16 protein-coding genes are annotated in these 20,454 nt (G+C 71.2%); 10 read left to right on the top strand and 6 right to left on the bottom strand.

Annotated elements, in window-relative coordinates:
• Window position 1: 1 nt before the first annotated feature.
• On the top strand, window positions 2-787 hold the full coding sequence (locus ACZ499_RS28220; protein WP_468679059.1) for a hypothetical protein: 786 nt from the start codon (window positions 2-4) through the stop codon (window positions 785-787).
• A 94-nt stretch (window positions 788-881) separates the two neighbouring features.
• Here the strand turns inward: ACZ499_RS28220 and ACZ499_RS28215 are convergent, their stop codons facing one another.
• Both ACZ499_RS28215 and ACZ499_RS28210 read right to left on the bottom strand, forming a co-directional pair.
• On the bottom strand, window positions 882-1,361 hold the full coding sequence (locus ACZ499_RS28215; protein WP_468406287.1) for a MarR family winged helix-turn-helix transcriptional regulator: 480 nt from the start codon (window positions 1,359-1,361) through the stop codon (window positions 882-884).
• Between the two features lie 111 nt (window positions 1,362-1,472).
• The gene (locus ACZ499_RS28210) at window positions 1,473-4,361 is read right to left on the bottom strand and encodes a M4 family metallopeptidase (RefSeq protein WP_468679057.1); all 2,889 of its coding nucleotides are present in this window, start codon (window positions 4,359-4,361) and stop codon (window positions 1,473-1,475) included.
• 437 nt (window positions 4,362-4,798) lie between these two features.
• Here ACZ499_RS28210 and ACZ499_RS28205 point away from each other — a divergent pair, with 437 nt between their 5' ends.
• Both ACZ499_RS28205 and ACZ499_RS28200 read left to right on the top strand, forming a co-directional pair.
• On the top strand, window positions 4,799-5,623 hold the full coding sequence (locus ACZ499_RS28205) for a lysozyme (protein ID WP_468679055.1): 825 nt from the start codon (window positions 4,799-4,801) through the stop codon (window positions 5,621-5,623).
• 184 nt (window positions 5,624-5,807) lie between these two features.
• Window positions 5,808-6,599: a trypsin-like serine peptidase gene (locus ACZ499_RS28200; RefSeq protein WP_468679053.1), complete on the top strand. Its 792-nt coding sequence runs from the start codon at window positions 5,808-5,810 to the stop codon at window positions 6,597-6,599.
• Window positions 6,600-6,645: 46 nt separating this feature from the next.
• Here ACZ499_RS28200 and lon read toward each other — a convergent pair whose 3' ends face one another.
• Complete coding sequence (gene lon, locus ACZ499_RS28195) at window positions 6,646-9,057, bottom strand: endopeptidase La (protein ID WP_468679051.1); 2,412 nt, start codon at window positions 9,055-9,057, stop codon at window positions 6,646-6,648.
• A gap of 157 nt (window positions 9,058-9,214) precedes the next feature.
• On the opposite strand from lon, the gene ACZ499_RS28190 reads away from it, so the two are divergent.
• Complete coding sequence (locus ACZ499_RS28190) at window positions 9,215-9,871, top strand: GNAT family N-acetyltransferase (RefSeq protein WP_468679050.1); 657 nt, start codon at window positions 9,215-9,217, stop codon at window positions 9,869-9,871.
• Window positions 9,868-10,398 (top strand): hypothetical protein, encoded by a 531-nt coding sequence (locus ACZ499_RS28185; RefSeq protein ID WP_468679048.1) that lies wholly within the window; start codon window positions 9,868-9,870, stop codon window positions 10,396-10,398. The genes ACZ499_RS28190 and ACZ499_RS28185 overlap by 4 nt, the downstream gene beginning before the upstream one ends.
• On the opposite strand, the gene ACZ499_RS28180 is transcribed toward ACZ499_RS28185, so the two are convergent.
• Window positions 10,357-11,205, bottom strand: coding sequence for a rhomboid-like protein (locus ACZ499_RS28180; RefSeq protein ID WP_468679047.1), 849 nt, complete (start codon window positions 11,203-11,205; stop codon window positions 10,357-10,359). The genes ACZ499_RS28185 and ACZ499_RS28180 overlap by 42 nt on opposite strands.
• A gap of 214 nt (window positions 11,206-11,419) precedes the next feature.
• Here ACZ499_RS28180 and ACZ499_RS28175 point away from each other — a divergent pair, with 214 nt between their 5' ends.
• From ACZ499_RS28175 to ACZ499_RS28160, 4 genes are all read left to right on the top strand, one after another.
• Window positions 11,420-12,106 (top strand): spermidine synthase family protein, encoded by a 687-nt coding sequence (locus ACZ499_RS28175; protein WP_468679046.1) that lies wholly within the window; start codon window positions 11,420-11,422, stop codon window positions 12,104-12,106.
• Between the two features lie 84 nt (window positions 12,107-12,190).
• Window positions 12,191-12,928: a response regulator transcription factor gene (locus tag ACZ499_RS28170; protein ID WP_466824047.1), complete on the top strand. Its 738-nt coding sequence runs from the start codon at window positions 12,191-12,193 to the stop codon at window positions 12,926-12,928.
• Window positions 12,925-14,085, top strand: coding sequence for a HAMP domain-containing sensor histidine kinase (locus ACZ499_RS28165; protein ID WP_468679044.1), 1,161 nt, complete (start codon window positions 12,925-12,927; stop codon window positions 14,083-14,085). The genes ACZ499_RS28170 and ACZ499_RS28165 overlap by 4 nt, the downstream gene beginning before the upstream one ends.
• A 259-nt stretch (window positions 14,086-14,344) precedes the next feature.
• Complete coding sequence (locus ACZ499_RS28160) at window positions 14,345-18,196, top strand: multifunctional oxoglutarate decarboxylase/oxoglutarate dehydrogenase thiamine pyrophosphate-binding subunit/dihydrolipoyllysine-residue succinyltransferase subunit (protein ID WP_468679041.1); 3,852 nt, start codon at window positions 14,345-14,347, stop codon at window positions 18,194-18,196.
• Between the two features lie 86 nt (window positions 18,197-18,282).
• Here the strand turns inward: ACZ499_RS28160 and ACZ499_RS28155 are convergent, their stop codons facing one another.
• Both ACZ499_RS28155 and ACZ499_RS28150 read right to left on the bottom strand, forming a co-directional pair.
• Complete coding sequence (locus ACZ499_RS28155) at window positions 18,283-18,495, bottom strand: DUF6191 domain-containing protein (protein ID WP_468406306.1); 213 nt, start codon at window positions 18,493-18,495, stop codon at window positions 18,283-18,285.
• Between the two features lie 144 nt (window positions 18,496-18,639).
• Complete coding sequence (locus ACZ499_RS28150) at window positions 18,640-19,335, bottom strand: hemerythrin domain-containing protein (protein WP_468679039.1); 696 nt, start codon at window positions 19,333-19,335, stop codon at window positions 18,640-18,642.
• 325 nt (window positions 19,336-19,660) lie between these two features.
• On the opposite strand from ACZ499_RS28150, the gene ACZ499_RS28145 reads away from it, so the two are divergent.
• The gene (locus tag ACZ499_RS28145; RefSeq protein ID WP_468679037.1) at window positions 19,661-20,362 is read left to right on the top strand and encodes a gamma-glutamyl-gamma-aminobutyrate hydrolase family protein; all 702 of its coding nucleotides are present in this window, start codon (window positions 19,661-19,663) and stop codon (window positions 20,360-20,362) included.
• Window positions 20,363-20,454: the final 92 nt, after the last annotated feature.

Below are 20,454 nucleotides of genomic sequence, written 5' to 3'. Positions count from 1 at the left end.
TATGCGCATCGAGCTCGCCACGGCCCCCGGTGACCCCGCACGCCCCAACGAGGACTGGGCCGCCACCGCGCTGCCCGCCGCCGGACGGGGCGGGGTGCTGGTGGTGCTCGACGGGGTGACCCCACCGCCCGGCAACGGCGACTGTGTGCACGACGTGCCCTGGTTCACCGCGCGGCTCGGCGGCGCTCTGACCGAACTGTCCGGTTCGCGGCGTGAGATACCGCTGACCGGGATCCTCGCCGAGTCCATCAGGCGCACCGCCGACGCCCACCGCTCCACCTGTGACCTTTCTCACCCGCGTACACCTCAGGCGACCGTGGTCGTGGCGCGTTGGGACGAGGAGGCCGTGGAGCATCTGGTGCTCTCCGACTCCGCGCTGCTCCTGGAGTCCCCCGAGGGCGTGGTCCGGGCGGTCCTGGACGACCGGCTCGACCGGGTGCCGCGGTCTGCGCTCGTGTCGGACGAGGTGGCGGACGCGGTGGCCCGTAACCGGGAGGGTGGGTTCTTCACGGCCGCGGCGGATCCGGCGGTGGCCGGGCTTGCGGTCACAGGGCGCACCCCCGTGCGGGATGTGCGGGCGCTTGCCGCGCTCAGCGATGGTGCGTCGCGGTGGGTGGAGACGTTTCGCGAGGGCGACTGGGGTGAGTGTCTGGCGCTGCTGCGCAAGGTGGGGCCGCAGGGGGTCATCGATCGCGTGCGGGAGCTGGAGCTGGCCGATGCCGATCGTAGGTATTTGGGGCGCAGCAAGACGCACGACGACGCCACCGCCGTATACGTGGAGCTTTGAGTCGCGGCTGCGAGCCGTCTTGGGCTGGTCGCGCAGTTCCCCGCGCCCCTGAGGACAGGGGGACCGTGACGCGGTGGGAATCCTCGCCGCGCCCCTAAAAGCGCGGCTGTGTCCCCGGCTCCTGCATGTCCGCTCTCGCGTTCAGCTGGTGAAGCAGCCTCGCCAGTTCCGCGATCTCCTGGCGGTCCCAGTCGGCCAGCTTGGTGACGTACTGGGCGCGGCGGGCGTCGCGGACGCGGCGGAAGCGGGCCAGGCCCTCCTCGGTGAGGCGCACCAGCGAGGCGCGCCCGTCGGCCGGGTCCGGCTCGCGTGCCACCAGGCCCAGGTCCTCCAGGGCGCGCAGCTGGCGGCTCATGGTCGCCTTGCCCACGCCGAAGTACGCGGCGAGCTCGGTGGCCCGCTGCGGGCCGCCCTCCTCCAGGCGCACGAAGAGCCCGTAGGCCGCGGCCTCCAGCTCGGGATGGACCGCGCGGGCCATCTCGCCGGAGGACGCCCGGGCACGCCTCAGGAACACCGCCAGCTCGCGTTCGAGTGCGAGAAACTCCTGGTCCGGACCGTGCACATCAGCTCCCATCCCACGCTGTCCCGACGGGACAGTATTTCCCAGTCCCCTGTGGACAGGGGCCCCCGGCGCCGCGCACCGGGGGCCCTTTGGCTCAATTACGCGTCACGCGGGGAGCGCTTTTCAGCAGGTGCCCGCCGGCCGCTCCCGGGTGACCAGGTCCGTCCAGCCGGTGGTGCCGTCCAGCCAGACGACCTGCCGCCCGCCCGCGGCGGACGGGTACAGCTGTTCGCCGCGGTTGCAGGAGAGGCGCTCCTTGCGAGTGCCGTCGGCGCTGAGCTGCCACAGCTTGGGCAGGGTCTCATTGCGGTACTGGGTGTCCGGCAGCAGGGTGTTCACCGTGACCGCGTCGTCCGTCGCCGTCAGGTCGAACGGGATGAGCGCGCCGGGGCCGGACTCGGCGCTGATGTCCGCCGTGCCGGTGCCCTCCAGGGTGGACCGGCGCACCGCCAGCTGTCCCTGGTCGGCCAGGTTCTCGTCGACGAGCCAGAACACGTTCTTGCCGGTGATGCCGGTCTGGCCGATCGCCTGCGGCTCACCGAGCTGCTGGGCGAGGTGCGTCTTCCCGGTGGCGATGTCGTACGTCTCGACACCGATCTTGTAGTCGCTCTCGCCCGGGTAGAGCTTGGCGTACGCGATCTTGCCGTTCTTCAGCGAGGGCAGCGCGGTGCCGAGCTCGTACTTGCCGCCGTCCACCCAGGTGGGCTCGCGGTCGCCGGGCTTGAGGAAGCCGACGTGCCGCCCGCCGAACGGGTCGAAGGACTCGAAGACCACGGTGCCGTTCTCGACGTGCAGGTTCTGGACGTTGGTGTACGAGGTGTACAGCGTCTTGATGGGGCCGCCCGCGATCGGCCGGGACAGGATGTCGAGGCTGGACGTGCCGAACGCGGCCCACACCACCGTCTTGCCGTCGGTGGCCGGATACACGTGGTAGCGCCCGTCGTTGGGGCTGATCAGCTTGGGCGTGCCGTTGCCGTCGACCCGCCCGGCGTAGATCGAGTACGCCTCGCTGCCGTCGTCGTTGGACTTGGACGTGGCCCACCAGCCGCCGCCCGCGGCCGTGCCCGTACCGGCGATGTTGAGCTTGCCGAAGAGGCGGTCGGAGTCGACGCCGATGGCGTTCTCCCAGCCGGGCACGATGCCGTGGGCGTTGAACGACCGCTTGACGACGTTCTGCTGCTTCGCGGAGAGACCCAGGTCCTTGGCGGCCGCGACGACCGCGTTGCGGGCCTCGGTGTAGCCGTCCAGCGGGGTCATGTACGTGGAGAGCGCCTTGTAGACCAGCCGGTCCGCGAGGAAGGGGTTCTTCGGGTCGAGGTCCTGGCGGATGTCCCACAGGGCGCCGGAGAAGATCGTCGAGTTGAGGTGGACGCCGCCGTTGTCGGTGCCGAAGGAGACACCGAGGTAGTCCTTGGCCGTGGTGCGGCCGTCGTTGAGGTCGCGGAAGGCGCACTCGCGCGGCTTGGTGGTGCGGCACAGGTCCTCGCCGATGAGCCCGGCGTCCGGGTCGTCCATCTTCGCGCCGCTCGCGGTGACGTCGATGGCGTTGCCGAAGTAGTCCGCGAGCGCCTCGTTGAGGGCGCCGGACTGGCCCGCGTAGACGAGGTCCGCGGTGTTCTCGACCACGCCGTGCGTCATCTCGTGGCCGACGACGTCGAGGTCGGCGGAGAGCGTCTTGTACTGCTCGTCCCCGGCGCCGTACACCATCTTCTGGCCGTCCCAGAAGGCGTTGACGAACGGGCCGCCCGCGTACGTCACGCCGACCAGCGAGTTGATGGTCATGCCGCGCCCGTCCAGGCTGTCGCGGCCGTGCACGTTCTTGTAGTAGTCGTAGACCTGCCCGGCCGCCCAGTGGGCGTCGACCGCGCCGGACTCGGTGGCGTCGCCGCTGTAGTCGGGGGCCGGGTTGGTGAACTCCTTGAGCCCGTCCGGCCAGCGGCCCGAGGCGTCGTTGACGTCGACCGCGCGCGCGTCCCAGGTGTGCAGGGTGTTCTTGCTGGAACCCGCCATCCGCGCGTAGTCGACGAGGCTGTACTGCTTGGCCGCGCCGTCGAAGTAGATGTCCAGCGGGACCTGGTCGCCGTTGGACCTGACGCCGGTGCCGCTGGTGCCGGGGTTGGTGGTGGCGGCCGGCGCCGTCCGCCCGGCGGGCTTCGCCGCCGCCTTTCCGGCCGGGTGCGCGGCTTCGCCCCCGGGCTTCGGCGTGTTGATCGTCTTGATCAGGCTGTACTGGAGCACCGGGAAGCCCGCGTGGGCGTCGACGTACACGTCCTGCAGGACCGGCCTGCCGGTGGCGGTGTCGGTGCCGCGCACGGTGACGCGGTAGGTGAGGATGCCCGCGCCCTTGGGAATGACGACCAGGCCGCCCGCCCGCCCGGTGAGCGCGGCCGCCGCCTTCGTCTTCGCGCCCTCGGAGGGCTGGACGTCCTTCTTGCCGAGGGTGGCGCCGCCGATGCGGGCGGCGACCGAGGAGACGGCCCGGCGCACGGCGACGTCCTCGGCGACGGTCGCCTTCGTGGCGGTGGTCAGGCCGGTGAAGTACTTGCCGGAGGTCCCGGTGACGACGCGCTTGCCGTCCTTCTTCTCCATCCGCACCACGTACTGGCCGCCGAGCACCGCGACGCCGTGGTGCTTCTGCTGCAGCCGTACGGTCTCGTCCTCGCCCTGCTTGAGGGTCTGGACGGGGCTGAGGTCGCGGCCGGGGTCGGCTATCCGGTAGCGGCTCTCCTTGGCGGCGAGGTGGCCGCGGGCCGCGTCGGCGGGCGCCGCCTTGGCGTCGGCGCTCTCGTGGAGGCCGTCCACGAGGGCGGGCGTCTCGGTGCCGGTGCCGGGCACGACGTCGGCGGCCGGCGCCTGCGCCGGGGGCGCGGCCTGAGCCGCCGGTACCGCGGTGGCGAGGAGGGCCGCCGCCCCGAGGAGCGCGGCGACGCCCGCGCCCCGGGCCGGTGAGCCGGCCGTCCTGTTCCCCCGGGTGCCGCCTGCTCCGGCTCTGCCTGCTCTGGGCTTGTGCAAGGTCTTTCCTCCACGGGCCGATGCGGATGCCTCCCGCGCACGGCGTCGGCCGCGCGGGGAGGCCGGTGGCGCCGGTGGGCGCCGACTGGTCATGGCCATGCAAGCCTGTGGGGCCTGAACTCCTCAATGGGGCATGTGAGTTGAGATGAGGACTTTGGCGCGAATGCGATCGGGGTGACCGGGCGGGGAGGCGGGCAGCACGGGAAGACGGGCTGATTGCCCGTCAACTGCCCACGGCTGAAAGTTACTTGCAGCCGCTCGCGGTCGGCGCAGCTCGCACCCGCTTGAGCCGTCCCGTCAGAGGCCTGGGCCAATGACAGTTCCAGAACCTCTTTCGCGTCACGTTCTACGTGCGTAGCTTTTCTCGTATGACATGTCCACAACGACATGTCGAATCCCCGGCACGTCCCCCCACCCACGCCTTTCGGAGGCACGCAATGCCCGTGCACAGACCCGGAACGGCCCGTCGCGGTCCCCTCGCCGCGGCCGGAATCCTCCTCTCGGCCCTCGCCCTCCTGCTCACCGCCCCCGGCACGTCCGGCGCGGCCCAGACCCCCGCCCGTGGCTCCGCCACCATGGGCATGGGGGTCGCCGCGCACGACGGCACCGGCGGTCCGCCGCGCGGTACCCGCGCAGTCCAGACCGAGGGCGTCGACACCAGCAGCCACAACGGCAACGTCGCCTGGACAACCCTGTGGAACAGCGGGGTGAAGTGGGCCTACGTCAAGGCCACCGAGGGCACGTACTACACCAACCCGTACTTCGCGCAGCAGTACAACGGCTCGTACAACGTCGGCATGATCCGCGGCGCGTACCACTTCGCGACGCCGGACACCACGAGCGGCGCGACCCAGGCCAACTACTTCGTGGACCACGGCGGCGGCTGGTCGCGCGACGGCCGTACGCTGCCGGGTGCGCTCGACATCGAGTGGAACCCGTACGGCGCCGCCTGCTACGGGCTCTCCCAGGCGGGAATGGTCAACTGGATCCGCGACTTCGTGAACCAGTACCGGGCCCGCACCGGCCGTGACGCGGTCATCTACACCGCCACCAGCTGGTGGACCCAGTGCACCGGCAACTCCGCCGCCTTCGGCTCCACCAACCCGCTGTGGATCGCCCGCTACAACACCGACCCGGGCACCCTCCCGGCCGGCTGGGGCTACTACACGATGTGGCAGTACACCTCGTCCGGCCCGACGGTCGGCGACCACTCGAAGTTCAACGGGGCGTACGACCGGCTGCAGGCTCTGGCCAACGGCTAGCACGGCTGCCCCGGCCGGGGGTCCGGGGGTCATCCCCCGGGAAGACGCAGCCAACGGGGCGTACGACCGGCTGCAGGCCCTGGCCAACGGCTGGTACACGCGCTTGTACGTGAGGCCCCCGGCGCGCCGACCCGCGTCGGAGGCCTCACCGCTTTACGTCCCGTCATACGACAGGATGGTCACCATGCGCGTGCTGCGAACAGTGGGGCGGGTGTCCGCCGCCGGGATGCTGGCCCTGGTCACGGGGTGCGGCTGGTCGGCCGCCTCGGCGCCCCAGCAGGACCGGCCCGACGAGGTGCCGCCCGCGCCCGCCCCGCAGTCGTCCGCCGCCGGGACCGCCGGACTGCCGTCCGTGGGCGTCCTGGTCGACGGCGACAAGCACTGGTGCACGGCCAGCGTCGTCGCCAGCCCCAAGGGCAACGTCGTCGCCACCGCCGCGCACTGCGCGGACTCCGGGTCGGCGGGCTCGATGGCTTTCGCGCCCGGCTTCTCCGGCGCGGTCAAGGGCTCGTACCCGTACGGGACCTGGAAGGTCAGGGCCGTACAGACCGACGAGCGGTGGTCCGGGGACGGCGACGACTCCTTCGACTACGCCTTCCTGACGCTGGAACCGGACGCCAAGGGCCGCAGTGTGCAGAGCGTGGTGGGGGCGGCCGAGCCCGACTGGAGCTCGGGGCCGCGGCGCCGGGTCACCGTCTTCGGCTATCCGGACGAGGACCACAACCCGGAGAACCGGCCCATCGCCTGCACCACCGACACCCGCCCGGACACCGACCTGTCCAGCGACGTGCGGATCGACTGCGCCGGGTTCTGGACCGGCACCAGCGGCAGTCCGTGGCTGGCGGACTACCGGGGGCCTGACCACCTCGGCCGGCTCATCGGCGTGCTGAGCGGCGGCGACACCGATGTGGCCTCCACCGCCGTGCTCTTCGACGCGCGGGCACGGCAGCTGTACGAGAAGGCCGCGCGGGCGTAGCCTCCCGCGCGGCCTTCTCGTACGGCTCTCCCCGTACGGCTCCGGGTTACGCCGCCACCGGCACCCGCACCTCCGCCGGGGCCAGGGCGATCTCCAGGACCTGGCGGACGTCGCTGACCGGGTGGACGTCCAGCTTCTCCAGCACCTCCGCCGGCACGTCGTCCAGATCCGGCTCGTTGCGCTTGGGGATCACCACCGTGGTGATGCCCGCCCGGTGCGCGGCGAGCAGCTTCTGCTTGAGGCCGCCGATCGGAAGCACCCGGCCGGTCAGCGACACCTCACCGGTCATCGCCACGTCGGTGCGCACCAGCCGCCCGCTGAGCAGCGAGGACAGGGCGGTCACCAGGGTGATGCCCGCGCTCGGGCCGTCCTTGGGGACCGCGCCCGCCGGGAAGTGGACGTGCACGCCCCGGTCCTTGAGGTCGGCCACCGGCAGCTCCAGCTCGGCGCCGTGCGAGCGCAGGAAGCTCAGCGCGATCTGCGCCGACTCCTTCATCACGTCGCCCAGCTGGCCGGTGAGGGTCAGACCCGCCGCGCCCGTCTCCGGGTCGGCCAGGGACGCCTCGACGAACAGGACGTCGCCGCCGGCCCCGGTCACCGCGAGGCCGGTGGCCACGCCGGGCACCGAGGTGCGCCGCTCCGCCGGGTCCTGGGCGGACTCGGGGACGTGGTGCGGGCGGCCGATGAGCGCGCGCAGATCGTCGGGCGTGACCGTGAAGGGCAGTTCGCGCTCGCCGGTCTCGTGCTGGGCCGCGGCCTTGCGCAGCAGCCGGGCGAGCGAGCGCTCCAGGTTCCGCACACCCGCCTCGCGGGTGTACTCGCCCGCGAGCTTGCGCAGTGCGGCCTCCTCCAGGACCACCTCACCGGCGTCGAGACCGGCCCGCTCCAGCTGGCGCGGGAGCAGGTGGTCGCGGGCGATGACGACCTTCTCGTCCTCGGTGTAGCCGTCGAGGCGGACGAGCTCCATACGGTCGAGCAGCGCCTCCGGGATGGCCTCCAGGACGTTGGCCGTGGCCAGGAAGACGACGTCGCTCAGATCGAGCTCGACCTCCAGGTAGTGGTCGCGGAACGTGTGGTTCTGCGCCGGGTCGAGGACTTCGAGCAGGGCCGCGGCCGGGTCGCCGCGGAAGTCGGAGCCGATCTTGTCGATCTCGTCGAGCAGCACCACCGGGTTCATCGACCCGGCCTCCTTGACGGCCCGGACGATCCGGCCGGGCAGCGCGCCCACGTACGTACGCCGGTGGCCGCGGATCTCGGCCTCGTCGCGGACGCCGCCGAGGGCCACGCGGACGAACTTGCGGCCCATGGCGTGGGCCACGCTCTCCGCGACGCTCGTCTTTCCCACGCCGGGCGGGCCGACGAGCGCGAGCACCGCGCCCCCGCGCCGCCCGCCGACCACACCGAGGCCCCGGTCGGCGCGCCGCTTGCGGACCGCCAGGTACTCGGTGATGCGCTCCTTCACGTCCTCCAGGCCCGCGTGCTCGGCGTCCAGGACCGCGCGGGCGCCCGTGATGTCGTACACGTCCTCCGTCCGCTCCTGCCACGGCAGTTCCAGGACGGTGTCCAGCCAGGTGCGGATCCAGGAGCCCTCCGGGGACTGGTCGCTGGAGCGCTCCAGCTTCCCGACCTCCTTGAGGGCGGCCTCGCGGACCTTCTCGGGCAGGTCGGCGGCCTCCACGCGGGCCCGGTAGTCGTCGGACTCGTCGCCCTCCGACTCGCCGTTGAGCTCGCGCAGCTCCTTGCGTACGGCGTCGAGCTGGCGGCGCAGCAGGAACTCGCGCTGCTGCTTGTCCACGCCCTCCTGTACGTCCTTGGCGATGGACTCGGCCACGTCCTGCTCGGCGAGGTGCTCGCGCAGGTGCTCGGTGGCGAGCTTGAGACGGGCGACCGGGTCGGCCGTCTCCAGGAGCTCGACCTTCTGGGCGGTGGTGAGGAACGGCGAGTAGCCGGAGTTGTCGGCGAGGGCCGCGGCGCCCTCGATCTGCTGGACGCGGTCGACGACCTGCCAGGCACCGCGCTTCTTCAGCCACTCGGTGGCGAGCGCCTTGTACTCCTTGACCAGTTCGGTGACCTGGCCGGGCAGGGGTTCGGGGACGGTCTCCTCGACCGTCGCGCCCTCCACCCACAGGGCTCCGCCCGGGCCGGTGGTCCCGGCGCCGATGCGCACCCGGGACACACCGCGGATGAGCGCCCCCGGGTCGCCGTCGGAGAGCCGGCCGACCTGCTCCACGGTGCCGAGCACGCCGGTCGCGGCGTAGGCCCCGTCGATGCGCGGGACGAGCAGCACCCTGGGCTTGCCCGCCGAGGGGCCGTCGGCCCGGACGGCCGCCTGGGCGGCCTCCACGGCAGCCCGCACCTCGGTGTCGGACAGATCCAGCGGCACGACCATCCCGGGCAGCACGACCTCGTCGTCGAGCGGCAGCACGGGCAGGGTGAGCGGTGCGGACGAGTGAGCCATGATCTCCCCTTCGGCAGTCAAGTTGAGCTATGCCGACTCAATGCATGTGAGCTGAGGAATGTTCCCCCGCAGCCGTTCGCTCTGAGCGATCATCACTTGTAATAGTCACAGGCAGCAACAGACTATTACTCGTATCGCTACCACGGGAGGGACAGCCATGGAATCCGTACCGGAGCTCGTCGAGGCCTGGGCCAAGGGGTGGGTCGTGTCGCGCGGTGCGGCGGCGCCGGTCGCCGAGCCCTGGGGCTGGACCATCGACGTCGGCCAGGTCAAGCAGGTCGCCCGGCACGTCCTGCCCGAGCCCGACGAGGCCTCGGTGCGCAAGCTGGTCGAGGCGACCTCCGCGCCCGGCACCTGGCTGAAGCTCTTCGCGGACGACGAGACGGTCCGGCCGTGGCTCGGCCCCGGCTGGCAGGACGACCAGCCCGGCTACCTGATGACGGTGCCGCTGGCCCCGGCCGGTACCGAGGTCCCGGCCGGTTACACGCTCACCCGCTGGACCACCGGCGGCGTGCTGCGCGTCCTGGTGCGCACCGAGGCGGGCCACTTCGCCGCGCGCGGCCAGATCGCCCCCACCGGCGCCACCGCCGTGGCCGACCAGATCGAGACGTCGCCCGAGCACCGGCGCCGGGGGCTCGGCAGCCTGGTCATGCGCGCGCTCCAGAACGGCGCGCACGCGTCGGGGGCCACCACCGGCGTCCTGGTCGGCACCCCCGAGGGGCAGGCCCTGTACGAATCGCTCGGCTGGACGACGCGCTCACCCATGGCCAGCCTGTACTTCGCTCCCACTGATCCGGCATCCTCGGCTGCATGAGCCTCACCGGCAGGACCAGGACGACGGCCGGCGCGCTGCTGCTCGTCACTTTGCTCGCGGCGACGGCCTGCGACTCCACGAGCTCCACGGCGGACGGCGCCTCCAAGTCGCCCACCCCGGCGCCGAGCACGACCCTGAGCGCGCAGACCCCGCCGCCCGCCTCACCGGACAGCGCCACGCCCCCGCCGCCGGCCCAGCACGGGCAGCTGCTCAAGATGGTGGTGAGCGGCGGGTTCGCGGGGCTGCACAACGAGCTGGTGGTCAAGGCCGACGGCTCGTACACCTCGACGCGCCGGGACGGGCAGACCACCACCGGCCAGCTGTCGCCCGACGCCCTGGCCAAGCTCCGCGAGGCCCTCAAGGACGCCGACTTCGCGCATCTGCCGCCGCGCCCGACCGGGCGCCCGATCGCCGACGCGCTGATGTACCAGTTCACGTACGAGGGACACGTCGTCCTCACCGACGACATCCATCAGAGCCCGGCGCTACGGGACGTACGAGCCAATCTGCCCGTCGGCTACCGCTGACGGCCCGTCATCGCGCCGGGCGGCCCGGCGCCCGTCCGCCCGGCGCAGCACCGGCCAGCAGGCGATACCGACGAGCAGGGCGGTCGGATGGCCCCAGCTGGCCAGCGGATCCACCATGTCCAGCAGGTCCTGGGCCAGGAGCACGGTCATCACGCCGAGCAGCGGCCACCGCAGCAGCGGGGGCAGCAGACCCGCGAGCGCACCGACGCTGGCCATCAGGCCGAAGCTGATGCCGTAGTCGAGGCGGTGCAGCGACGAGTCCGGAAGCTGCCCCGCCATGACGGAGACGCCCACCGGCACCTCGGTGACCAGCGTCGCCACCACATGCCCGAGCAGGAACACCCCGGCCGTGCGCAGCCCGCCGACGCGGCGCTCGAGCGCGGTGAGGATGAAGACGAAGCCGACGGCCCACGGCGAGGAGATGCCGCCCGCGATCCACAGCGCGCTGGCGACCAGCACGAGCACCGGGGTGCGGGTGAGGTGCTGCACATCCGTGCTGGAGCCTTCGAGCAGCGTGCGGACCGTGTCCGGGTCGCCGAACTCCGTGTACAGCGACGTCATGAGCAGCAGCAGCGTGTACGCGAAGGTGAAGGGCGTGCCCGTCGGGGTCGGCACCAGCCGGACGGCGCGGCGCGGACAGGCACGCGCCCGCGGCCCGGCGGACGCCTCGGCGGACCCGGCCGCCACAGGGGGCTTCGCGATGTCCCCGCCCTCCGGCATCTCGTCCGCCGTCAACCGAGCCGTCGGCCGCTGCCGCGGGATGCCGTCGAGCAGCCCAGCAGGGTCCCGCGTTCTTCCAGGGTGCACCGGTGAGGCCCCTTCCACCGGGCGCCGCACGCTCGCACCCGGAACCACAAGCCGCGCCGGTGATCGTCCGGCCTTGCTGCTTACGTTTCTACAACGCTCACCCTCTGCGAACGCTCCCCACCACGTCTATGACTTGTGCCACATTGGACAACCTTTGGCGCGGACCGCGCGTCAGTCCCCGAGCCGTTCGCTCCGTTCACGAGGAGGTCCTTCGATGCCCATCGCCGACCCGATCGACGCCCCGGTCGTACTCGACCGGCGCGAGGGCCCGTACGGAGAGGTGGTGCTCCGGCGGCGCGGCTCGCACTTCGAGATCATCGCCAACGGCACGTTCCTGATGGACACCTCCGACGGACGCTCGGAGAGGCTGCTCGTGGACGCCGCGTACGAGGCGCTGCCGGGTGGCCGCGAGCGGCCCTCGGTGCTCATCGGCGGGCTCGGCGTAGCCTTCTCGCTGGCGCACGCGGCCGCCGACGCCCGGTGGGGCCGGATCGCCGTGGTGGAACGCGAGTTGGCGGTCATCGACTGGCACCGCTCGGGCCCCCTGGCGCCGCTCTCCCGGGCCGCCCTGGCCGACCCCCGCACCGAGGTCCTGCACACCGATCTGGTCGCCTACGTGACCAGTGCCCCGGACACCTTCGACGCGCTCTGCCTGGACATCGACAACGGGCCCGACTGGACCGTCACCCAGAGCAACGACAGCCTCTACTCCCCCACCGGCCTCGCGGCCTGCCGGGACCGGCTCACCCCCGGCGGAGTACTGGCGGTGTGGTCCGCACAGCCGTCCCCCGCCTTCGAGGGGGCTCTCCGTAATGCCGGATTCTCCGGGGTTAGGACCGAAGAGATCACAGTTGCCCGGGGCGTCCCTGACGTGGTCCATCTCGCCGTTCGCCCTGCGTAGCCGGGACGCGGCCGGTGCCTCTAGTCTCTGACGGACACAGGGGATCACCCCACGGATCCCCGGAAGCAATATCAGGGCGGGGCGATGGAGCAGGGACACACCACCCACAACGGCGTCGCGGCGACCCCCGGCGCCCAGCGCCGGGTGCTGGTCGTCGAGGACGACACGACGATCGTCGACGCCATCGCGGCACGGCTGAGGGCCGAGGGCTTCCAGGTCCAGACCGCCCTCGACGGCCCCGCGGCCGTGGACACGGCCGAGGCGTGGCAGCCGGACCTGATGGTCCTGGACATCATGCTGCCGGGCTTCGACGGCCTGGAGGTCTGCCGCCGGGTCCAGGCCCGCCGGCCGGTCCCGGTGCTGATGCTGACGGCCCGCGACGACGAGACGGACATGCTGGTCGGGCTCGGCGTCGGCGCGGACGACTACATGACCAAGCCGTTCTCCATGCGGGAGCTGGCGGCCCGGGTGCACGTCCTGCTGCGCCGGGTCGAGCGGGCCACGCTCGCGGCGGCCACCCCGCGCACCGGGATCCTGCGCCTGGGCGAGCTGGAGATCGACCACGCACAGCGCCGGGTCCGGGTGCGCGGCGAGGACGTCCACCTCACCCCGACCGAGTTCGACCTGCTGAGCTGTCTGGCCAACACCCCGCGCGCGGTGCTCTCCCGCGAGCAGCTGCTCGCGGAGGTCTGGGACTGGGCGGACGCCTCGGGCACCCGGACCGTGGACAGCCACATCAAGGCGCTGCGCCGGAAGATCGGGGCCGAGCGCATCCGTACGGTCCACGGCGTGGGCTACGCGCTGGAGACCCCGGCGCCATGAGCCGGGCGGCGGCCGGGGCGGTGAACGGGCGGGCCCGGCGCAGCGAGCCGCGCGCCCGGGCCCGCGACCGGGTGCGCGACCGGCTCAGGGGCGGCCTGCGGGAGGTATCCATCTCCATCAAGACGAAGCTGGGCACGCTCGTCGTGGTCTCGGTCTTCATCACCACCGGGCTGCTCATGGTGGCCGTGCAGACCCGCACCGAGCTGCGGTTCATCACCGTCTTCTCGGTGATAGCCACCCTGCTGATCACCCAGTTCGTGGCGCACGGCCTGACCGCGCCGCTGGACGAGATGAACACCGTCGCCCGGGCGATCTCGCACGGCGACTACACCCGCCGGGTGCGCGGCGACGGCCGCCGCGACGAGCTGGGCGACCTCGCCTCCACCATCAACCGCATGGCGGACGACCTGGAGGCCGTTGACCGCCACCGCAAGGAGCTGGTGGCGAATGTCTCGCACGAGCTGCGCACACCTATCGCGGCGCTGCGGGCGGTCCTGGAGAACGTGGTGGACGGCGTCTCGGCCGCCGACCCCGAGACGATGCGCACGGCCCTGAAGCAGACGGAACGGCTGGGGCGCCTGGTGGAGACCCTGCTGGACCTGTCCCGCCTGGACAACGGCGTCGTACCGCTGCGGGCGCACCGCTTCGAGGTGTGGCCGTACCTCTCCGGGGTGCTCAAGGAGGCCAATCTGGCGGCCTCCCGGCGCGGGCTCTCCTCCGGCTCCGGCAACCACACCCGTACCGACGTCCATCTGCACCTGGACGTCTCGCCGCCGGAGCTGACCGCGCACGCGGACCGCGAGCGGCTGCACCAGGTGGTGGCCAACCTCATCGACAACGCGGTCAAGCACTCGCCGCCGCACGGCCGGGTCACCGTACGGGCCCGGCGCGGCCCGCAGCCCGAGTCGCTGGACCTGGAGGTCCTGGACGAGGGCCCGGGCATCCCGAAGTCCGAGTGGCACCGGGTCTTCGAGCGGTTCAACCGGGGCGACGCCTCGGCGCCGCACGGGCCGGGCAGCGACGGCGGTACGGGCCTGGGCCTGGCGATCGCCCGCTGGGCGGTGGATCTGCACGGCGGCCACATCGGCGTGGCCGAATCGTCGCGCGGATGCCGCATCCAGGTCACTCTTCCGGGCGCCCCCCGGACGACGAATTGACGTAGGGTTCGAACCGGAAGCACACGTTCTGCGTATGCGTGGTGAGGGTCACACTCCTCGGGGGGCCGTGGCCGCGGCGAGTCGTACCCACTCACTAGCAGAACCTGATCCGTTTCCCGCCAAATCCTGCCCTGAAACTCGCTTTCCGGTGTGACTTACGCGACTGTGGCACGCCCGGTCTGCACCTCCAGGCCAGGGAGGCGTAGCCTTTATTTCCGCTGTCCATCACCTTGTGAAGCGGAAGAGGGCGGTTGCCGCCGTGTCGTCTCAGTCCCCCAGTAATTCGAGCGTCTCGACCGACCAAGACGGGCAGGGCAAGAACCCTGCAGCCGGCTTTGGTGCCAATGAGTGGCTCGTCGACGAGATCTACCAGCAGTACCTCCAGGACCCCAATTCGGTCGACCGTGCCTGGTGGGACTTCTTCGCCGACTACAAGCCGGGTTCTGCCGGTACGGCGGACAAGCCCGACGCGGGTGCTCCCGCCGCAGCCGCGGGGGCTGCGGTAGCCGCCCCCGACGCCGCTGCCCCGGCCGCCGCGCCCGCCACCCCGGCGCCCGCCGTCCAGGCCCCGGCTCCGGCCGTTCCCGCGCCGGCCCCTGTCGCCCCGGCCCCGGCCGCTCCGGCGCAGCCTGCCGCGGCTGCCCCGGCACCCGCCGTGGCGAAGCCCGCGGCCAAGGCCCCCGGTGCAAGCACCGGCTCCACTGGAGCGGCCAACGCCGCGCAGCCTGCTGCCGAGGCCCCGGCCGGTCCGGAGTACGTCACACTGCGCGGCCCCGCCGCCGCCGTGGCGAAGAACATGCACGCCTCCATCGAGGTCCCGACGGCCACGTCCGTCCGCGCGGTCCCGGTGAAGCTGCTGTTCGACAACCGGATCGTCATCAACAACCACCTGAAGCGCGCCCGGGGCGGGAAGATCTCCTTCACCCACCTCATCGGGTACGCGATGGTGCAGGCCATCAAGGCCATGCCGTCGATGAACTACTCCTTCACGGAGAAGGACGGCAAGCCCACCCTGGTCAAGCCGGAGCACATCAACTTCGGTCTCGCCATCGACCTGGTGAAGCCCAACGGCGACCGCCAGCTGGTCGTCGCGGGCATCAAGCAGGCCGAGACGCTCAACTTCTTCGAGTTCTGGCAGGCGTACGAGGACATCGTCAAGCGGGCCCGCCAGGGCAAGCTGACGATGGACGACTTCTCGGGTGTGACGGTCTCCCTCACCAACCCGGGCGGCCTCGGCACCGTCCACTCCGTGCCGCGTCTGATGCCCGGACAGTCGGTCATCATGGGCGTCGGCTCGATGGACTACCCGGCCGAGTTCCAGGGCACCTCCCAGGACACCCTGAACAAGCTGGGCATCTCCAAGGTGATGACCCTCACCTCGACGTACGACCACCGCGTGATCCAGGGCGCCGCCTCCGGCGAGTTCCTGCGGATCGTCGCCAACCTCCTCCTCGGCGACGGCGGCTTCTACGACGACATCTTCGAGTCGCTGCGCATCCCCTACGAGCCGGTCCGCTGGCTCAAGGACATCGACGCCTCGCACGACGACGACGTCACCAAGGCCGCGCGCGTCTTCGAGCTGATCCACTCCTACCGGGTCCGCGGCCACGTCATGGCCGACACCGACCCGCTGGAGTACCGCCAGCGCAAGCACCCCGACCTGGACATCACCGAGCACGGGCTCACGCTGTGGGACCTGGAGCGCGAGTTCGCGGTCGGCGGCTTCGCGGGCAAGTCCCTGATGAAGCTGCGCGACGTCCTCGGCGTCCTGCGCGACTCGTACTGCCGCACCACCGGCATCGAGTTCATGCACATCCAGGACCCGAAGCAGCGCAAGTGGATCCAGGACCGCGTGGAGCGCCCGCACTCCAAGCCGGAGCGCGAGGAGCAGCTGCGGATCCTGCGCCGTCTGAACGCGGCGGAGGCGTTCGAGACGTTCCTGCAGACCAAGTACGTCGGCCAGAAGCGCTTCTCCCTTGAGGGCGGCGAGTCGGTCATCCCGCTGCTCGACGCGGTCATCGACAGCGCCGCCGAGTCGCGTCTGGACGAGGTCGTCATCGGCATGGCCCACCGCGGCCGCCTGAACGTCCTCGCCAACATCGTCGGCAAGTCGTACGCGCAGATCTTCCGCGAGTTCGAGGGCAACCTCGACCCGAAGTCGATGCACGGCTCCGGCGACGTCAAGTACCACCTGGGCGCCGAGGGCACCTTCACGGGCCTGGACGGCGAGCAGATCAAGGTCTCGCTCGTCGCCAACCCCTCGCACCTGGAGGCGGTGGACCCGGTCCTGGAGGGCGTCGTCCGCGCCAAGCAGGACGTCATCAACAAGGGCGGCACGGACTTCACGGTCCTGCCGGTCGCCCTGCACGGTGACGCGGCCTTCGCGGGCCAGGGTGTCGTGGCCGAGACCCTGAACATGTCGCAGCTGCGCGGCTACCGCACCGGCGGCACGGTCCACATCGTGATCAACAACCAGGTCGGCTTCACCGCCGCCCCGGAGTCGTCGCGCTCCTCCATGTACGCCACGGACGTGGCCCGCATGATCGAGGCGCCGATCATCCACGTGAACGGCGACGACCCGGAGGCCGTGGTCCGCGTGGCCCGCCTGGCCTTCGAGTTCCGCCAGACGTTCAACAAGGACGTCGTGATCGACCTCATCTGCTACCGCCGCCGCGGTCACAACGAGGGCGACAACCCGCAGTTCACCAACCCGCAGATGTACAACCTGATCGACAAGAAGCGCTCGGTGCGCAAGCTGTACACCGAGTCGCTGATCGGTCGCGGCGACATCACCCTGGAAGAGGCGGAGCAGGCGCTCCAGGACTTCCAGGGCCAGCTGGAGAAGGTCTTCGCCGAGGTCCGCGAGGCCACCTCGCACCCGGGCGAGATCCAGTCCCCGGAGCCGCAGGCCGAGTTCCCGGCGGCGGTGACCACCGCGGTCTCCCAGGAGGTCGTGAAGCGCATCGCCGAGTCGCAGGTGAACATCCCCGACCGGATCAAGGTCCACCCGCGACTGATGCCGCAGCTGCAGCGCCGCGCCGCCTCGGTCGAGGACGGCACGATCGACTGGGGCATGGGCGAGACCCTGGCCATCGGCTCGCTGCTGATGGAGGGCACCCCGGTCCGCCTCTCCGGCCAGGACACCCGCCGCGGCACGTTCGGCCAGCGCCACGCGGTCCTGGTCGACCAGGAGACGGGCGAGGACTACACCCCGCTGATGTACCTCACCGAGGAGCAGGCGCGGTACAACGTCTACGACTCGCTGCTCTCCGAGTACGCGGCGATGGGCTTCGAGTACGGCTACTCGCTGGCCCGTCCGGAATCCCTCGTCATGTGGGAGGCGCAGTTCGGCGACTTCGTCAACGGCGCGCAGACGGTCGTGGACGAGTTCATCTCGTCGGCGGAGCAGAAGTGGTCGCAGACGTCCGGCGTCACCCTGCTCCTCCCGCACGGCTACGAGGGCCAGGGCCCGGACCACTCGTCCGCGCGTCCCGAGCGCTTCCTCCAGATGTGCGCGCAGAACAACATGACGGTCGCCATGCCGACGCTCCCGTCGAACTACTTCCACCTCCTGCGCTGGCAGGTGCACAACCCGCACCACAAGCCGCTCATCGTCTTCACCCCGAAGTCGATGCTGCGTCTGAAGGCCGCGGCGTCGAAGGCGGAGGAGTTCACCACCGGCGGCTTCCGCCCGGTGATCGGTGACGAGTTCGTCGACCCGAACGCGGTCCGCAAGGTCGTCTTCTGCGCCGGCAAGGTCTACTACGACCTGAAGGCGGAGCGCGACAAGCGTGGCGCGACGGACACGGCGCTGATCCGTCTGGAGCGTCTGTACCCCCTGCCGGGTGCCGAGCTCCAGGCCGAGATCGCCAAGTTCCCGAACGCCGAGAAGTACCTGTGGGCCCAGGAGGAGCCGGCGAACCAGGGTGCCTGGCCGTTCATCGCGCTCAACCTGATCGACCACCTGGACCTGGCGGTCGGCGCGGACATCCCGCACGGCGAGCGCCTGCGCCGCATCTCGCGCCCGCACGGCTCGTCCCCGGCGGTGGGCTCGAAGAAGCGGCACGAGCAGGAGCAGGAGCAGCTGGTGTCGGAGGTCTTCGACGCGTAGTCGCCGGCCGCTGTGGCTGGAGTGATACGGCTGGAGGGCCCGGTATCCCGTTCTCGGACGGGATACCGGGCCCTCCGGCGTACGTACTAACCCTTACGGTCGTCGGCGCCCTCAGCCGGGTCGGTGTCCCGCACAGGCGGCGGCACCCGTATGACGACGCTGCCGCTGGCCAGATCTATCGGCCCCCGCCCGGGATCGGCGTCCCCCACCTCGTCCAGCGTGATCTCCAGCCTTCGCCGCTCCTCCTCCTCGTGCCGCTTACCAGGCGCGAACAGCTCATTGAGCGCACTACCGAACACGAGCGGTCACCTCCGCATGGGGTCTCCTGCCCGTACAACGCCGTGGGGGCGCTGTGCGCTCCCGATCATGGGGATCGGCGCGTCACTCGGCCCGGCATCCCGGTCACCCCCGGAAGCCGTGCCCCCGGCGTGCGCGCGTGCGCGTCAGTGTGCCGCCAGGCCCAGGGCGTTCTTGCTTTCCACGTACATCTGGAGCAGCTGGGGGCGGTGGGAGCGGAAGGCGAGGGGGAAGCTGGCGATGAGTTCGTCGTAGCCCTCGGCCTGGTCCGGGTCCTCCAGGAGGCCGAAGACCAGGTGGCCGCCGGACTTGGGGCTGCCCTCGGTGATCGCGGTGCGTAGGCGGTCGATCTCCGCGCCGGGGACGCCGGGGAAGAGGTCGCGTACGACCGGCTCCTCCGTGTCGAGGTGGCTCGCCAGGATGTCCCGGACCTTGCGGGCCGCAGCCAGGCCGGCCCGGGCCGCCTCGGTCACCGCGGCGTCGCCGACCTGCTCGCCGCCCTCGTTGGCCGCCGTCAGGAGCTCCACCGCCCGGCTCAGACCGCCCAGTTCCCGGTCCAGCTCCGCGTGCTCCTCGTTGAGGGTGTCGAAGGACACCACCGACTCGGGGTAGAGGCCGTGCAGTACGGGCCAGAAGAGCTCGTCCTCCGACTCGTGGTGGTGGTGCGTGAAGTCGATGAGCCACTGCGTGGTGTCGATGAGTTCCTTGACGCTGACCTCGTCGCCCTCGCCGAGCCGCTCGAATGCGTTCGCCACCAGTTCCGTTCCCCGGCGAAGGATCGCATGGACGCCGAGAAACTCCTGGTACATACGGGCGCCGGGGTTCTCTGTCGCGGCCGTCATGGTTGTCTCCCCCGTTTATTGGACCGGTCGGATCGATGGATCGATCACTTCCGTGAGGGTACGCAGAGGCTCCGCACGCCCCATAGGGGTGTTCGACTGCGATCGCCTCGCAGTTGAACGCGCGCAGTGGCGGGCCGCTTTCTTCCGAAAGGCGGCGATGTTTCCACGATACCTATTTTGGGATTTCTTCCAAAGAGGCGTGCTCTATGTAATTCTTGATCCAAGCCTCCGTACCCGCTGCGGACAAGTGGAGCGCACCCGAGAAGCGCACTAGTAACGCTCTAGTGAAACTCGATTTCGCTGGAATTGGGAAGGACGACATTCTATGACTCGCCCCGTCGTGGCGGTGACCGCCGATCTGAGTACGGTGAACTGGAACATTTGGGGAGATGTTTCGGTGGCCCTGCTCCCCTGGGAGTACATGGAGAAGGTGCACCAGGCGGGTGGAGCGCCGGTTATGGTGCCGCCGATTCCCGAGGCCGTGGACGCCGCGATGGAGAGGGCCGACGCGCTGCTGATGAGCGGCGGCGCCGATATCGACCCCGCGCTTTACGGCGCCGAGCGGGAGAAGTTCACGTTTCCCCCGCACAAGGCCCGGGACACCGCCGAGCTCGCCGCCCTCGCGATCGCCGAGCGGCGCCGGATTCCGGTGCTCGGCGTCTGCCGCGGCCTCCAGCTGATATCCATCATCCGCGGAGGCACCCTCGACCAGCATCTGCCGGAGCATTCCCCGGTCGTGCCCGGGAAGTACGAGCCGCGCGAGATCCAGGTGAAGCCCGATTCACTGCTCGGCAGCACTCTCGGGCCGACCGCCACCGTCTACTGCCACCACCACCAGGGCATCGACAAACTCGGCGCCGGTCTGGTGGCCACCGCCTGGTCGGACGACGGGGTCATCGAGGGCGCCGAGGCCGAGGACCCGTCGGCCCCGTTCCTCGCCGGCCTCCAGGCGCACGGCGAGCTGGGCAGCGACACGCTCCCCCTCTTCGAGGCGTTCATCGAGGCCGCGAGGAAGCAGCAGGGGTGAGTCCGCGGGGGGGGGGGGGGGGGGGGGGGGGGGGGGGGGGGGGGGGGGAGGAGGGGGGGGGGGGGAGGGGGGGGGGGGGGGGGGGGAGGGGT

It is taken from the genome of Streptomyces sp. NPDC031265 (assembly GCF_055570295.1).
The sequence above is the reverse complement of the archived record's forward strand: the minus strand, read 5'-3'. Positions and strand labels throughout refer to the sequence as shown.

Excerpts from the sequence above, each read along its gene's own strand:
- ACZ499_RS28215 (WP_468406287.1), bottom strand. The coding sequence starts at position 1,361 with ATGGGAGCTGATGTGCACGGTCCGGACCAGGAGTTTCTCGCACTCGAA.
- ACZ499_RS28145 (WP_468679037.1), top strand. The coding sequence starts at position 19,661 with ATGACTCGCCCCGTCGTGGCGGTGACCGCCGATCTGAGTACGGTGAAC.
- ACZ499_RS28175 (WP_468679046.1), top strand. The coding sequence starts at position 11,420 with ATGCCCATCGCCGACCCGATCGACGCCCCGGTCGTACTCGACCGGCGC.
- ACZ499_RS28165 (WP_468679044.1), top strand. The coding sequence starts at position 12,925 with ATGAGCCGGGCGGCGGCCGGGGCGGTGAACGGGCGGGCCCGGCGCAGC.
- ACZ499_RS28185 (WP_468679048.1), top strand. The coding sequence starts at position 9,868 with ATGAGCCTCACCGGCAGGACCAGGACGACGGCCGGCGCGCTGCTGCTC.
- ACZ499_RS28220 (WP_468679059.1), top strand. The coding sequence starts at position 2 with ATGCGCATCGAGCTCGCCACGGCCCCCGGTGACCCCGCACGCCCCAAC.
- lon (WP_468679051.1), bottom strand. The coding sequence starts at position 9,057 with ATGGCTCACTCGTCCGCACCGCTCACCCTGCCCGTGCTGCCGCTCGAC.
- ACZ499_RS28190 (WP_468679050.1), top strand. The coding sequence starts at position 9,215 with ATGGAATCCGTACCGGAGCTCGTCGAGGCCTGGGCCAAGGGGTGGGTC.
- ACZ499_RS28150 (WP_468679039.1), bottom strand. The coding sequence starts at position 19,335 with ATGACGGCCGCGACAGAGAACCCCGGCGCCCGTATGTACCAGGAGTTT.
- ACZ499_RS28205 (WP_468679055.1), top strand. The coding sequence starts at position 4,799 with ATGCCCGTGCACAGACCCGGAACGGCCCGTCGCGGTCCCCTCGCCGCG.
- ACZ499_RS28200 (WP_468679053.1), top strand. The coding sequence starts at position 5,808 with ATGCGCGTGCTGCGAACAGTGGGGCGGGTGTCCGCCGCCGGGATGCTG.
- ACZ499_RS28170 (WP_466824047.1), top strand. The coding sequence starts at position 12,191 with ATGGAGCAGGGACACACCACCCACAACGGCGTCGCGGCGACCCCCGGC.